Genomic DNA, 12,255 nt, shown 5'->3' with positions numbered 1-12,255 from the left:
AGAGATTGCACTCCCGCCTTTAAAAGGAAACAATCTCTGGATTTTTAGCTTAGATCCGTTAGATCAAGATAAAATTACTATGATTATTTTTTTCTGTATATCGGTATTAATGCCGCTTTCTATTATAGATAGCCAATACTAATAAAACTACAGTAAAACTTAAAACAATAATCCCAATTTCTGGTTGCTTTGCATTTGTTAAATAAGTAGGATTTTCTACTGGAATTTCAATTATTTCTCCTTTCTCAAGTTCCATTAATACTTTATAGCTATCTGTCAATAATAAAGTGGTGCACGTAGTAAGCGTTTCAAAATTATTAAGAAATCCAGCGATTAATTATTGTCCCTTCATAAATATGACCTGAGGCTTCAACTATTGGTTTTGTTTCTGGGTTAACAAAGATGTCGTAACAAGTATTTACTGGTCCTTGAAACATAACGGTTGCTCTTTTAGGGTCTTCTAATGATTTACCAATATAAAAGGTTTTTACTCCCATCTCTTTAAACATGGCTTGTTGTTCAGGAGCATTCATGTGAGCCTGATATTCCTCAAAAGTGTTGCTTAATTTGAAATCTAAAACAGTTGTTTCAATTGACATAAACAAAAAAACTAATTGCCCCTTATTTTAGATCGACTGTCAATCATATATTTACTGATTGATGAGTGATATCTCTCTCTCGATTTTATCTCAAATAATTTATGGTTGGCTTCAGTTGTATCCCTGCAACTGCCTCATGACAACCATGTTTTAATCCTAGGAATGACAATTAAATAACAGTCTCATAATTCGGTCCTCTTTCCGTACCTAATTGTTCCTCAAACCGCCCTATAAATTACAGGGCAATAGTAGGACAATATAGATATGGATCTAGGAGGTCTAAATGAAACTACAAACTCAATTCACCGTTCCAAAAAAAGAGTTTAGAGATCTTGACTATGTCAACAAAGTAAAAGTTTTAGAAGAAACTTTAAAGAAAGAATGTATGGATTATCCAACAAAAGAAGATTGTTTAGTTTGTTGCAACTGACTATAAATTAATCGTTATTTTATAGCTTATAAATCCTAAAAATATTTATAAATTTATTAATGAGAAGTTGAACAATGAAATTAAGATTCTTCCCAACAACAATTTTTAGAGAGACTCCAAAAGTGACATTCTTTGATGCAGGCTTGGAGGCATCTAATGGTTGCGATGTGGTAATTCACTCTGAAGAGGCTATATCTCCTCCAGATGATTTTAAAGATGAACAATATTACGTTCACAATCATCAAAGTGATCACAACTTAGTTATTGCTGGGGAAAGAACATTTGTTCTAATAAATCCTGCATGGGATGAACCCCATCATGTAATTTATTTAAATAGATCTATGGGGGCATTAGAAATTCCTATTGGAACTTATCACAGATCAATTTCAGGAAAAGAAGGTAGTATTGTCTTAAATCAACCCACAAGAGATAAATTTTTTGATCCAGCTAAAGAATTTATCCCACAAAAATTAGACCAAATAAGTTTAATAAAGGCAAGAAAAACTCCACCTGTTTATTGGGTTTGGGAAAATGATCAAATTAAGAAAGTTGGGTTTAATCCGATAGAACGAGAAATCAAATCACTAACCTGATAAAAAAGACTAATCAATTATCTCTTAGTTTCCTAAGTAGTAAATTTTACTGGAATCAACGATTCACCGTAATGGGATTCGGCTGTCAATTCGTAACTATTAGCGGTGTAAGTAGTAAGCGTTTCATTTTTTTGAATATTTATCATTTATTTTTTCGCCCAGATAGGTTCAATTTCCTCTTGATTTTCACTGGCCAGAACAATATTTTGTCCTCCTAAAAGCATTATTCTTTGCTCTCTGTAGTATGAAATTGACATTATTTTTTTACCTTTCAAAATCTTACTTGTTAACAATAAATAGATAAGTTTAATGACTTTTATACATTAATGTATCAAAAATGTATAGAAAATACTATTTAAGCACTAATAGAGGCCAATATCTTTACATTCATTAATAGTTGTGTTATATTTGTTTACATAATCAAATTTTAATTATGACACCTGACGCAGAAAGATTTAACGGCTTAGCAGCAATGCTTGGTTTCGTAGCAGCTGTTGGCGCATACGTAACAACTGGTCAAATAATTCCTGGTTTTTTCTAATGTCAAATTCTTCATACACAACAACTGAGTCTGGCGGAAGACAAAACATGTTTCCATCAGAAACTCGTCCTTACATAGATGAGTCAGTTTCTTATGACGGCTATCCTCAAAACGCAGAAAAAGTTAACGGTCGTTGGGCAATGATTGGCTTCGTAGCATTATTAGGTGCATACGTAACAACAGGTCAAATCATTCCAGGTATTTTTTAATGAGTCCACTAGCAGTTTTTTTGATTTTAATTGTATCTCTAACTGCTTTACTCGTTGCTTCCCTAACTAAACAATTTCAAGAAGAAAATTTAATCTACTCAAACAAAAATCAAATGACAAACTCAAACACAAAAACTAAAACAATCGAGAAGGAAAAAGTTGTTGCAGAAACTCTCAACGGTAGATTTGCAATGATCGGACTTATAGCTGCAGTTGGTGCATATCTAACTACAGGTCAAATCATTCCAGGTTTCGTTTAAATACAAACTTCAAATAACTAAAACAAAAAAATGGAAAACTCAAAACCTAATTACTGGCAAAATGCAGAAAGAACTAATGGAAGAATGGCAATGATGGGCTTTTTTGCATTAGTAGTTAATTACGGTCTTTTTGGCTGGATCATACCTGGGATTTTTTAAAATGAATTTAGATATTTTCTTAATCTCATTCTTTGCATATCTTTTAGTACCAGTACTGATGATTGCTAAGGGAAAAAAAGCAACTAATTAATAGCATAATGAATTTAGGATTACTCTTCCTCAAAGTTAATACTACTGGAGTAATAACTTTATCTGAATTAGATTGGATTACAAATCACCAATCAGATTTCTCAAGATTAGATATGGCACTAGTTTTAAAAATTGGTCGCCTTATGGATGAGGGAACAATAGAACTTGATTGTAGATTGCCAGCATAAATATTTAAAAATTAAATCGTCATGAGAGCTTGCTTATAGGGATATTAAGCAAGCTTTTATATTGTTAAGTCTCTAAAAAAGAGAAAAAGAAATAAATTAACTTCCGACGTTAGAAATTCAACTCTCTTCTTGGGAGTTGTTTTTTTTAATAATTTAATTTTTAGACACTTTGCCAGAACCATTGTCTTGATTCAATTTTTATTTTCACATAAGAAAAATTTTTGGTAGTATCATTAATTTATGCAAATAAAAATACTTGTGAAATTATTCTCGCATTTAATAAAGGTAATTTTTAAACCATTGCTGGGATTCGCTAAGTTTTTTATAACAACTTACGGAGTATTCTTAAAGTTTTTTCTTCAATTAAATGGAGGTTATTGGGGAAAAATAGGAATAGGACAATATTCAAAAATTGAAAGAAAAAGATTTTTTTGTATATTACCTTTTTATATTCTTTTAGCTTTGTTGTTTGGAATTCTTTCTCTAATTTATTGGTATTTTGTTGTGTTATTTATCCCTTTTTGGATAGAAAGATATTTAACAGATACTGCTCAATGGAATAATATTTTTTCTTCGATAATGGCTTTTGCCTTAATCTGTGGTTGGCTTTTATTACTTTCTAAGACAAAATAGTTAGAGAATAAGTTACTCCTTGCACTAAAAAATGACCTTGTTAGACCAAGTGATGATGATTATTTATCTCATTCATGAACGTCATGATGTACGGTTTAAGGAACGACAAGGTACGGAAAGAGGTAAGTATATCTACTTATAAGGTTGAATAGCTTGCCTAAAATTAAAATATGGTTGTCATGAGACAGTTGTAGGAATGCAGCTGAAGTCAACCATAGTTTTAAGGAAATCTAATTATGACTCAAAGAACAATTCAATTAACTCAACATGGAATGTCATTAGTGATTTGGTTGATCGCATTAAATAGTTTATATACATTATTTTCTACATTTGAAAAAGCATTAAGTAATTCCGAAAAATAGATACTTTAATTAAAAGTTCAAGAAATAAATAGGTTATTAGTTATTGGTAGGCGGTAGTCCTACATACAGCTCTTTATAAATTAGTTAAATATCATGTTTAATTTGTACAAAAAGAATGATTGATCAGAAAAAAAATAATTAGGAGATTCGTATAATATTAAAAAATTCTATTTACTTACCATTTTGGAATAGTTACTTGCCAACCTGAAATGATTAATTGTTGGTACTCTTTGCGAGCAGCTTCTATTTTAATTTCTTTTCTAGTTTTCATAAGTGGAGGTTTAGCACCTAGTACGCCAATAATAATGCCACTATCAACAAACATATATTCGAAAAACTTATCTTTATTATTTTTATTCTTTGTAAAACGTCTTACTTCTGTCGAGTTAGGGCATATTAACCATACTTCCTCTGTTACCTTTCTAGAGTCTTCATCCATAAATTTCCTCTAGGATTATTAGTTCTTTTATTGATATATGATTTTCTTTCTCTTGCTTCAAATCATGGATACTCTTACACGCCTCTATAGTTTCTAAAATTCTAAAATTAATTTCCTGTTTCATTTTCTTTTGCCAATTTTTTAAGAAAAATAAAATAATCCTATATCAAAATAGTGTTTGATATCTTCTAGTTTATATCGGAAATTAATTAAAAATTTTTTTATTAAAGTTCGCGTTAAAATCTTGATTCGTCCTATGAAGACAAAAAATAATTTAGATGTTGTTTTTATGTTTAAGAAGACAATAGAATTAGATTAATAACATGATATCGGAGAATATAAAAAAAGATTTGAAAAATATTAGTGCAAAAAAAATCAGCGGAAAAACTAAACTAAACCTTGAAGATGATCAGTTATTAGAGATAGTAATTAAATTAAGATATTTAATGCCAGAATGGAAATGACGGAAGAAAGACTTGAGATTTTGACAGACACCTATCCTAATTATTCTTTATATATGCTTGCAAAAACTAGAAAAGGAAATTAATTAAGGATGTCATTTCTTAATTAGATTTCTAATATAAACTTTAAAAGAGCTTGAATTAAAAATGTTTAAAAAACTAATTTTATGTTCTTTTTTACTATTTACTTTAATTGGCATTATCTATCCTACGAAAAAAGAAAATACAAAGCTATTTAATTATTGTTATTCTCTTGAAAAAATTCTTTCAAGGAATTCGATACAAAAAAGGAAAAATGTATCCCTTAAAGTTAAGTCAATTTCGAAAGATATTGCAAAATTTGGGATTAGTAAAACTAGAGGGCGTTTAATAATGAAGATGATTGATCAATATAAAATATCTAAGGATTCGCGCATGATAAAACTTATTCCTAATAACCTTTATTGTTTCTCTGGATATTGGATTGAGAAGGTAAAACCTGGAACTTTTGAATCAATCTTATATTCGAAAAGTAAAAAAGAAATTAATAAATTTATAGATTTGAAAGATGAAGTAGATGAAGTAATAAATGAGATTAATTCGGAATATAAATTCATAAAAAAAGAATTTGAGAGTCTTTTTAAATAAAAATCATTGGTTGATTTACTTTTTAGTGAAGTCAAAATTATAAATAGTAAGATAATGAGTTGTTAATCAGCTTCTAATATTTCAGCAGAATCAGAACAGGTATTCACACTAAACCATTTCATTGCTGACCAATTGTATTCTTGGTAAGTACCAGCAGCAACACTCACAAAACATTCATTTTCATACCAACTTCGATAGCTTGGCTTTAACCCAGTTCCTTTTAATCTGTTTGATAAACCTTTTCCATATTTTTGAATAACAAGATTAATAGCCTCATACTCTATTTCTCTTTGTATATCATCTGCAAAAACAGGTATTGAAATTAAAAAAATTGAAGTAAGAATTATGAGTTTCATATCAGGAATATTTTCTGAATATAATTTTTATTATTTAAAGTATAAACTTTTTATTTTTGGAATTTTATATTTACTAAAAAGATAAAAATCTAATTTAATTTTTTGAATTTTCTAAAACTGATATTCTATTTTTGACATCATCTAATTCGTCTAAAATACTCCTATATTTTGTTTGATCGTTTTTTATTTCTTGAATATAATTCGTCAGGACTTCATTAATCAATTCAACTAACTTTCTATTATTTTCTAATGCTATTTTTTTGAGGTTTTTTAATAAGTCTGGATTGATATTTATATTTAATTGAGTCCTTTCTGGCATTTAGTTATTTATACTTATTTTTATTCTATTCATTCCGTATTAATTAAGACAATGTGATGATTGTTAAATTTTTATAAATGATTTGGTAGTTATCTATTTTAATAGTTTTTCATGATTATTTTCCCCTCTTTAAAGACATGATAAGTTTTGGTAGTAAATTAACCATTAAATTAAAAAATAATTAAGTTCTTTTAAAAAGTTTAATTTTGGTAGGAAACACTACATCAAGGGAAGTTTAAATTGATTAATTTATATTCATAACTTTGTTTTACTTTATTATGGAATTTGTTAAGAAATTTATGACCGAAAAAGCTGAAAAGTTTAACGGTAAAGCAGCAATGCTAGGTATGTTTGCTCTTATTGGGGCTTACTACTTTACTGGTCAAATTGTTCCAGGTATTTTCTAAATTAAACATTAATTAAAATAAAAGGGAGCTTTATAAGCTCCTTTTTTAGTTTTTATATTTTTGATTGAGATCTTATTAATTGTTTTTGATCTGCTCTTTATATTGACTATATCATGTCTCAAATTTCAAGTTATAAATAGTTTATTGAAGTAGATTACACATCCCAAAGATAATTATAAAAAGAAAGCCACAGACAAATAGAAAATATATTTAAAATAGAAAAAGATTTTGTTTTTTAACTATGAATGTTTACATATTTTGGATATTGTTTTTTGGGTTGTGGGGAATTGTCCCTTTAATGATTATAAAAGGTAGAACTGATGAAAAAACAAATATAAAAACAGTCCCAGAAATTAAAGCCAAGAAAAAAGGTTGGTTTAACTAAACAAGTATTTTTGAGTAATATATTTTATATAAATTCAATGCTAGGGAAACTTATCGAGCAGTAAAAGATAAGAAATAATTTTGGTCTAACAAATATATATTTAATATTTTAGGAATTAGCTAAGCGTGAAATATACTCTTCAAGTTTGCCAGCATTAACCCAACCAGTCGCAATAGTTTTAACCTCTTTATTATTCACTCTTCCACGATGAATGTGAGATATACCTGCTGGGAAGATAATAAGTTTTCCCCTCTCAGCTATTTCATGATGATTCTGCCAATGAAATTCAGTCCCACCAGAATTAACATCATTACAATAAAGAATCCAAGCTAAGACTCTATTGACAGGCTCTGTAGCTTCATCACTAAAAGTCCAATCACAATGCCATTTCTTAAATCCCTCTCCTGGTGCGTAACGTTGCAAATTAAATATTGGGTTAACAAATAAAGATTGTTCTGGGCAGCATTCTTTTATTAAAGGGTGATCCTCAAGATATTTTTTTAGTCCTGCATTAACTCCTCTAATTATGACTTCAGACATTGCAAAGGCTTCTGGATCTGATCTGTCTATTGATACAAGACTAATATCAGTGGAAACTTTATATGGATCAGAATTCAAAGATGTACTTTGTCCGAAAGCAATTCCATTAGTATGTAATTCTTTGCGGCGATCAAAGAAAGAAATAACACCATCAGCTACTGCTTCAAATCCTGAATTTTTATATCTCCCAATTAGTTCCATAACAAGTATTAGTATTGATGTATTGTAAATAATCCTTTTATCATATCTTTCAGATAACCCTTTATTTTAGTTGACTTTCTATTTAAGATAAAAAAATGGAACCTAATGAAAAATTTCTTTTTTTAGTTGTGGTTGGAGGTAGATCTCCTAAAGCAAATATCGAACTGCATGACGTCAGGTGGGTTATAGGTTCAAAAATTGAGGACACTTTTGATCAATTAAGAAATGATTGGTTTGGATCTAACAATGGCTTTCATATTGATAGTTATAAAAAAATTGATTCAATTGATGGCTATAAAATAAATCTTAGAAATAAAGAGAATAGGGAACCAAAAAATAAGATTTTAAAAAAAGAGAAAATCTCCAAAAAAAAATTATGGTTTGTAAATATTGGAGGATATGATCCAAGCTCTATGCAAGAAAAACATGAATTTGGCCTTGTTGTAGCCTCTAGTCCTTCAGAGGCCAATAATAAGGCCAAATCGAAATGGCTAATTGACTGCAAAAAAAAACATAAAGATGATATTTATGCTGTTAAAGATTTTATTGATGTAGAAGATTGTGAGGTTATAAAAAATATAAAAAATTGGGAAATAGAATTAATCCGGAATGATAATCATATAGAAGAAAAAAATATTCCTGATTGGTTTGGATATATGAGAATTGATAAAAATTAATTTTAAAGATTTAAATAAAAAGCCTCTAAAAAATTAGAAATGAAATTATTAATTACTAACTAATAGTATTAAATCCACCACTTACTAAGAATATAATCGCACCTAATGCCATTGTTGCTACTCCCATATATGGATATTTTTTAATTCTCGTTTTGGTAAGTGGAAGCCAAGAAATATACCTATCTGATTTATTTATATCTGATATTTTTTTTCTTGGAGGGATACCCAATGCTTGCCTTCTTTTTGCTTCGCCCATATTTTTTAATTTATTTATAGATCAATCCTAAAATTTAAGTTACAAATCTGCGAGTTATTTAATGTATTGCTTTTTTAAATTCTGTCTTTAAATCTTTTGAAAAGTTGATGTAAATAATTTTTATGATCAAACTGGTTTTATTTTCCTCCATCCCTGAGAAAGTAATCTTCTATATATCTCGTAATTCAATCAATCTGATAACCAACTTGTGATTTTTGTAGTGCTATATATATGACCTCCAGCTTCAATATTCTTTATTGTTTCGGGATCAGAAAATATATGTTTAGCGACTCCTTTTTTGGCTTGATGAATAACAATAACTTCTTTAGGATCTGTTAAACCTTTCCCTCTATAAAGAAGGGATAATCCTAAGTTTTTATGAAATTCATCTATCTCTGGACTATCAAAAATTTTCGCCTACTCTTCAAATGTATTTGAAATTTGAAAGGTGAAAACGGTTGTTTCAATAGTCACAAAATATTAGATGATAAATAACTATTATTTTAAACTAGCTGTCAATCAATCAAAATTTATAAACTAGCCTTTCTTAAGAAATAAATTCCACCACCCATAGAAATTAAAACAGGTAGCCAAGTTGCAATTATTGGACTTAACAATCCCTTTACTCCAAATGAACTGAATACAAAAGACATCACATAATAAACTAATATTAGAATAACGCTTAATCCAAATCCCTGACTTTTGGAAGATCTTAAATTGGATTTTGATCCTAGACTACTTCCAATTAATCCGAATACTAAGCATGCAAAAGGCAAAGTAAATTTTTCTTGGATGCGAACTTGAATTCTTCTTATTTCTTTTAAGTTTCCTGTCTCTTTGTATATTCTCTCAGCCTCTAATGCTTGCTTAAGAGACATTTCGGTAGCATCTTTTGGGACTCTGGCTAAATCTAAGGGCCCTTCTACAAATGGATACCTATATTTTTCAAATTGAATATTAGTAGTTTGACCGCCTTGGTCAACAGAAACAATACTACCATCTGAAAATATCCAGGAGGAGTTTTCCTTATCAAATACCGCACTTTTTGCTTTTAAGATTTGCTGTATATCTTGTCTCGAAAAATCCAAAACAGTAACTCCCTGCATAATGTTATTTTCAAACCACGATGCATAGAAAATATGAGTGAGGAATGTATTAGTCTTTGTGGGCTTATTTGTTGCCGATTCTATTCTTGAACCATATCTAGAGAACATAATATTATCTTTCCCTTCTTCACTGCTAAAAGAACTTCCAATACCAGCTCTTAAAGTAGATTCTGCTAACTTATTACTTGAAGGTACCAAGTTATCGTTGAAATAAAAAGTTAAGCCTGTCATTAATATAGAAACTGCAATAGCAGGAGCGATAATTCTTGAAGTTTTTATTCCTAAAGATTTCAATGCTAATAATTCTGAATTTGCTGATAATTTCCCATAAGCTAACAACGTAGACAATAAAACTGCCATCGGGAACGACAAAACTAGAAAACTTGGAAGGCTAAAAAAAAGAACTTTTATAGCTAAAAATAAAGGTAATCCAAATTCAACTATTTTTCTTATTAGATCAAACATTACTCCCACTGATAATGAAATAACTGTAAAAGCAGAGATAGCAAATAACATTGGAGGTAATATTTGCGCTATTAACCATCTATCTATTAATGGAATAGAATTCCATGGTAAACAAACTTGGCGGATAAATTTTTTAATAGTTGATTGAGTTGAAATTTGCAAAGGAAATTTATTTGATTAAATTTTCAATAGTTTTTAAGATTATAAAATACTAATCAAATTGAGACCATCTTTACTCTTTCTTTTTATAAAAAAATATTTCCCTTTTCAATTTTTTATTGATAAATTTACAGGATAAGAATATTTGCTATTGCAATTAATTTAGATATTTGTTTTTTTAAAAAAAAATGAAGTAATGACTTCCAAAACATTAGCAAGAACTTGCAATTGTATTCATTGCAAACAAAAATTGGAACAAATAAGTCGTTCAAAAGTTTATTGGGATAAGTTAATTAGTAATAAATTGAATGCTTAAATTTTTCTTAGTAATTGAATTTATATAAAATAAGGAAACATATTAAATAAAAAATACCAAAATAATTACAGCAATATTAAATATCAAGCTTAAATTTTTTGAGTTTAGATTTGTTTTTATCGTGCTTTTTTATTATTGCGGTAGATTTTGTTCTCTCGATTAAATAACCATAAAATAGCAATTATACAAAAAGGAATAAGAATGAAATCTAAAGACATATTGAATTTAATCTATATCCTTTTTTAGCAAAATTATTTTGACAGGAAAGTTTCTAAAAAAAATTTAATCCTGATTGACAAGGTCTTATTCAACAACTTTTTCTTAAGTTCTAATCAATGCTTTAACTTAATCTTTTTTATTAAAAATCAAAAACTGTTGATTTGTTTATTTACAAACTGAGTATTATTTGCAAAAAATTAAAAAGAGCTTGCTCGCATCCCTACTAGCAAACTCTCATGACGATAAAGTTAAATTCAGATTGACTGAGCTTAACCAGCTAAGCACTTCCTAAATGCTTGCTTTTATTATAGTGAGTAAAATTACTTACTGTGAGTATAAATACTCAAGCTGGTTTGCGCTTGATTTAACTGACTACTATATGGATCTATTAATAAGTGATAATTCACTAGCTCCAAGTTAGATTAGAAAAAAAGAAATACCAAATGAAGACTATTGAATTAAGAGCAAATATTATACCTAGAAAAATATATGCAAATTTTTTACCTATAAAAGCTGTTTCAGGTTCAAGTTTTACTCTCATTTTGTAGCCAAAATTTCTTAATAAATCTATCACCTTTTAAAATTAAAAAAAATTCCCTTGTATTATTATTTACCCTTATTTAAACCCATAAATTAAAAAAATAGAACTTACATAAGAAACAAAATTAAATTTGTAGAAAGTAATCTTATCCATAAATATCTTTCAGTTTTTTAGTCCCTTTTAATATATTTCTTATTTTGAAACAAAAGGCATTATTGGGGACTTGGATAATATCTAAAGATTTTATTTCATTTTATTTAAAATAAATTTTAAGCTAGAAATCAATCTAAGAATGCTAGTTAAAGTTTTTGAATTAAAATCACAACTTAAAGATATTGACTGAAATCTTTATTGATTAACTGATTAATAACTTTATCCAACCATTCGGTGTTGGTTTCAGTTTTCCCTACCCCCCTTTTGGGATTTTTCTTTCTTGTATTCATAAATCTTCCTCAAATAAAAATTAAATTTAATTTAGAATAAATCTATTAAAAATCAATCTGCAAAATTTACAAGTTTACGTATAAAAGTTAATTTTAGTCGCAATAGAAAAGGCATTCTTTTTTAGAGGGATGCTCTTTGCACTCTGCAGCCCAATAGTCTTTTTTAGGTAAGAATGATGTTAAATCAGCCTCCAAAGAAGTTTTATTTTTTGGAAGAATTTTAAAAGTGTCATTTAATGCCATGATTAAAACCTCCTTCTTTTAGTGTTAATAC

General features: G+C 28.4%; 22 protein-coding genes and 1 pseudogene. 13 read left to right on the top strand and 10 right to left on the bottom strand.

The annotated features are described in order from the left end of the window. Positions 1-106 precede the first annotated feature (106 nt). Together TX50_RS09495 and TX50_RS07535 are read right to left on the bottom strand one after the other, a co-directional pair. Positions 107-256, bottom strand: coding sequence for a hypothetical protein (locus TX50_RS09495; RefSeq protein ID WP_157859396.1), 150 nt, complete (start codon positions 254-256; stop codon positions 107-109). Between the two features lie 61 nt (positions 257-317). Next, a complete protein-coding gene (locus TX50_RS07535) occupies positions 318-599 on the bottom strand; it encodes a DUF3764 family protein (protein ID WP_011133030.1) in 282 nt (93 codons plus the stop codon). Positions 600-882: 283 nt separating this feature from the next. On the opposite strand from TX50_RS07535, the gene TX50_RS09830 reads away from it, so the two are divergent. The 9 genes and pseudogenes from TX50_RS09830 (at position 883) to TX50_RS09970 (ending at position 4,064) form a co-directional block, all read left to right on the top strand. After that, positions 883-1,029, top strand: a complete 147-nt coding sequence (locus tag TX50_RS09830) for a hypothetical protein (protein ID WP_173028055.1) — start codon at positions 883-885, stop codon at positions 1,027-1,029. 74 nt (positions 1,030-1,103) lie between these two features. Beyond that, a complete protein-coding gene (locus TX50_RS07530; protein WP_011133029.1) occupies positions 1,104-1,622 on the top strand; it encodes a hypothetical protein in 519 nt (172 codons plus the stop codon). A 433-nt stretch (positions 1,623-2,055) separates the two neighbouring features. Next, positions 2,056-2,163, top strand: coding sequence for a high light inducible protein (locus TX50_RS07525; protein ID WP_011132452.1), 108 nt, complete (start codon positions 2,056-2,058; stop codon positions 2,161-2,163). After that, positions 2,163-2,372, top strand: coding sequence for a high light inducible protein (locus tag TX50_RS07520; protein ID WP_011132451.1), 210 nt, complete (start codon positions 2,163-2,165; stop codon positions 2,370-2,372). Before TX50_RS07525 ends, TX50_RS07520 begins: the two co-directional genes overlap by 1 nt. Beyond that, positions 2,372-2,632, top strand: a complete 261-nt coding sequence (locus TX50_RS07515; RefSeq protein ID WP_011132450.1) for a high light inducible protein — start codon at positions 2,372-2,374, stop codon at positions 2,630-2,632. The genes TX50_RS07520 and TX50_RS07515 overlap by 1 nt, the downstream gene beginning before the upstream one ends. A gap of 48 nt (positions 2,633-2,680) precedes the next feature. After that, positions 2,681-2,791, top strand: a pseudogene (locus TX50_RS07510) (chlorophyll a/b-binding protein); the annotation flags it as partial. Between the two features lie 98 nt (positions 2,792-2,889). Further along, a complete protein-coding gene (locus tag TX50_RS07505; protein ID WP_036930462.1) occupies positions 2,890-3,069 on the top strand; it encodes a hypothetical protein in 180 nt (59 codons plus the stop codon). 240 nt (positions 3,070-3,309) lie between these two features. Then, a complete protein-coding gene (locus TX50_RS07500; RefSeq protein WP_011133028.1) occupies positions 3,310-3,702 on the top strand; it encodes a hypothetical protein in 393 nt (130 codons plus the stop codon). 236 nt (positions 3,703-3,938) lie between these two features. Beyond that, positions 3,939-4,064 carry a hypothetical protein gene (locus TX50_RS09970; RefSeq protein ID WP_268741255.1) on the top strand — a complete coding sequence of 42 codons (126 nt, stop codon included), beginning with the start codon at positions 3,939-3,941 and terminating at the stop codon, positions 4,062-4,064. A 175-nt stretch (positions 4,065-4,239) separates the two neighbouring features. On the opposite strand, the gene TX50_RS07495 is transcribed toward TX50_RS09970, so the two are convergent. Continuing rightward, positions 4,240-4,503: a DUF1651 domain-containing protein gene (locus TX50_RS07495; RefSeq protein WP_011133027.1), complete on the bottom strand. Its 264-nt coding sequence runs from the start codon at positions 4,501-4,503 to the stop codon at positions 4,240-4,242. A 608-nt stretch (positions 4,504-5,111) separates the two neighbouring features. Here TX50_RS07495 and TX50_RS07490 point away from each other — a divergent pair. Further along, positions 5,112-5,591 (top strand): hypothetical protein, encoded by a 480-nt coding sequence (locus TX50_RS07490; RefSeq protein WP_011133026.1) that lies wholly within the window; start codon positions 5,112-5,114, stop codon positions 5,589-5,591. A 62-nt stretch (positions 5,592-5,653) separates the two neighbouring features. Here the strand turns inward: TX50_RS07490 and TX50_RS07485 are convergent, their stop codons facing one another. Both TX50_RS07485 and TX50_RS07480 read right to left on the bottom strand, forming a co-directional pair. Further along, entirely contained in the window at positions 5,654-5,947 is a 294-nt protein-coding gene (locus TX50_RS07485; RefSeq protein ID WP_011133025.1) for a hypothetical protein, read from the bottom strand. Between the two features lie 94 nt (positions 5,948-6,041). Then, entirely contained in the window at positions 6,042-6,266 is a 225-nt protein-coding gene (locus TX50_RS07480) for a hypothetical protein (protein ID WP_011133024.1), read from the bottom strand. Positions 6,267-6,565: 299 nt separating this feature from the next. On the opposite strand from TX50_RS07480, the gene TX50_RS07475 reads away from it, so the two are divergent. Together TX50_RS07475 and TX50_RS09825 are read left to right on the top strand one after the other, a co-directional pair. Continuing rightward, a complete protein-coding gene (locus tag TX50_RS07475; RefSeq protein ID WP_042116249.1) occupies positions 6,566-6,673 on the top strand; it encodes a high light inducible protein in 108 nt (35 codons plus the stop codon). A gap of 241 nt (positions 6,674-6,914) precedes the next feature. After that, a complete protein-coding gene (locus tag TX50_RS09825; RefSeq protein ID WP_173028053.1) occupies positions 6,915-7,058 on the top strand; it encodes a hypothetical protein in 144 nt (47 codons plus the stop codon). 108 nt (positions 7,059-7,166) lie between these two features. On the opposite strand, the gene TX50_RS07470 is transcribed toward TX50_RS09825, so the two are convergent. Next, positions 7,167-7,799, bottom strand: coding sequence for a 2OG-Fe(II) oxygenase (locus tag TX50_RS07470; protein WP_011133022.1), 633 nt, complete (start codon positions 7,797-7,799; stop codon positions 7,167-7,169). A 95-nt stretch (positions 7,800-7,894) separates the two neighbouring features. Between TX50_RS07470 and TX50_RS07465 the strand changes: the two genes are divergently transcribed. After that, complete coding sequence (locus TX50_RS07465) at positions 7,895-8,476, top strand: DUF1543 domain-containing protein (protein WP_036930485.1); 582 nt, start codon at positions 7,895-7,897, stop codon at positions 8,474-8,476. Between the two features lie 55 nt (positions 8,477-8,531). On the opposite strand, the gene TX50_RS07460 is transcribed toward TX50_RS07465, so the two are convergent. The 4 genes from TX50_RS07460 to TX50_RS09820 all read right to left on the bottom strand — a co-directional run bounded on the left by TX50_RS07460 (position 8,532) and on the right by TX50_RS09820 (position 12,224). Next, positions 8,532-8,732 (bottom strand): DUF2839 family protein, encoded by a 201-nt coding sequence (locus TX50_RS07460; RefSeq protein ID WP_011133020.1) that lies wholly within the window; start codon positions 8,730-8,732, stop codon positions 8,532-8,534. A 189-nt stretch (positions 8,733-8,921) separates the two neighbouring features. Then, the gene (locus TX50_RS09325; protein ID WP_225866788.1) at positions 8,922-9,143 is read right to left on the bottom strand and encodes a DUF3764 family protein; all 222 of its coding nucleotides are present in this window, start codon (positions 9,141-9,143) and stop codon (positions 8,922-8,924) included. Positions 9,144-9,262: 119 nt separating this feature from the next. Beyond that, a complete protein-coding gene (locus TX50_RS07455; protein WP_011133019.1) occupies positions 9,263-10,465 on the bottom strand; it encodes an LptF/LptG family permease in 1,203 nt (400 codons plus the stop codon). A gap of 1,609 nt (positions 10,466-12,074) precedes the next feature. Beyond that, a complete protein-coding gene (locus tag TX50_RS09820) occupies positions 12,075-12,224 on the bottom strand; it encodes a hypothetical protein (RefSeq protein WP_173028051.1) in 150 nt (49 codons plus the stop codon). Positions 12,225-12,255 lie beyond the last annotated feature (31 nt).

It is taken from the genome of Prochlorococcus marinus subsp. pastoris str. CCMP1986 (assembly GCF_000011465.1).
Taxonomy (GTDB): Bacteria; Cyanobacteriota; Cyanobacteriia; order PCC-6307; family Cyanobiaceae; genus Prochlorococcus_A; species Prochlorococcus_A pastoris.
Note: the sequence above shows the minus strand (reverse complement) of the source record. Positions and strands in the feature narration are given on the sequence as shown.

Excerpts from the sequence above, each read along its gene's own strand:
- TX50_RS09495 (WP_157859396.1), bottom strand. The coding sequence starts at position 256 with ATGGAACTTGAGAAAGGAGAAATAATTGAAATTCCAGTAGAAAATCCT.
- TX50_RS07535 (WP_011133030.1), bottom strand. The coding sequence starts at position 599 with ATGTCAATTGAAACAACTGTTTTAGATTTCAAATTAAGCAACACTTTT.
- TX50_RS09830 (WP_173028055.1), top strand. The coding sequence starts at position 883 with ATGAAACTACAAACTCAATTCACCGTTCCAAAAAAAGAGTTTAGAGAT.
- TX50_RS07530 (WP_011133029.1), top strand. The coding sequence starts at position 1,104 with ATGAAATTAAGATTCTTCCCAACAACAATTTTTAGAGAGACTCCAAAA.
- TX50_RS07525 (WP_011132452.1), top strand. The coding sequence starts at position 2,056 with ATGACACCTGACGCAGAAAGATTTAACGGCTTAGCAGCAATGCTTGGT.
- TX50_RS07520 (WP_011132451.1), top strand. The coding sequence starts at position 2,163 with ATGTCAAATTCTTCATACACAACAACTGAGTCTGGCGGAAGACAAAAC.
- TX50_RS07515 (WP_011132450.1), top strand. The coding sequence starts at position 2,372 with ATGAGTCCACTAGCAGTTTTTTTGATTTTAATTGTATCTCTAACTGCT.
- TX50_RS07505 (WP_036930462.1), top strand. The coding sequence starts at position 2,890 with ATGAATTTAGGATTACTCTTCCTCAAAGTTAATACTACTGGAGTAATA.
- TX50_RS07500 (WP_011133028.1), top strand. The coding sequence starts at position 3,310 with ATGCAAATAAAAATACTTGTGAAATTATTCTCGCATTTAATAAAGGTA.
- TX50_RS09970 (WP_268741255.1), top strand. The coding sequence starts at position 3,939 with ATGACTCAAAGAACAATTCAATTAACTCAACATGGAATGTCATTAGTG.
- TX50_RS07495 (WP_011133027.1), bottom strand. The coding sequence starts at position 4,503 with ATGGATGAAGACTCTAGAAAGGTAACAGAGGAAGTATGGTTAATATGC.
- TX50_RS07490 (WP_011133026.1), top strand. The coding sequence starts at position 5,112 with ATGTTTAAAAAACTAATTTTATGTTCTTTTTTACTATTTACTTTAATT.
- TX50_RS07485 (WP_011133025.1), bottom strand. The coding sequence starts at position 5,947 with ATGAAACTCATAATTCTTACTTCAATTTTTTTAATTTCAATACCTGTT.
- TX50_RS07480 (WP_011133024.1), bottom strand. The coding sequence starts at position 6,266 with ATGCCAGAAAGGACTCAATTAAATATAAATATCAATCCAGACTTATTA.
- TX50_RS07475 (WP_042116249.1), top strand. The coding sequence starts at position 6,566 with ATGACCGAAAAAGCTGAAAAGTTTAACGGTAAAGCAGCAATGCTAGGT.
- TX50_RS09825 (WP_173028053.1), top strand. The coding sequence starts at position 6,915 with ATGAATGTTTACATATTTTGGATATTGTTTTTTGGGTTGTGGGGAATT.
- TX50_RS07470 (WP_011133022.1), bottom strand. The coding sequence starts at position 7,799 with ATGGAACTAATTGGGAGATATAAAAATTCAGGATTTGAAGCAGTAGCT.
- TX50_RS07465 (WP_036930485.1), top strand. The coding sequence starts at position 7,895 with ATGGAACCTAATGAAAAATTTCTTTTTTTAGTTGTGGTTGGAGGTAGA.
- TX50_RS07460 (WP_011133020.1), bottom strand. The coding sequence starts at position 8,732 with ATGGGCGAAGCAAAAAGAAGGCAAGCATTGGGTATCCCTCCAAGAAAA.
- TX50_RS09820 (WP_173028051.1), bottom strand. The coding sequence starts at position 12,224 with ATGGCATTAAATGACACTTTTAAAATTCTTCCAAAAAATAAAACTTCT.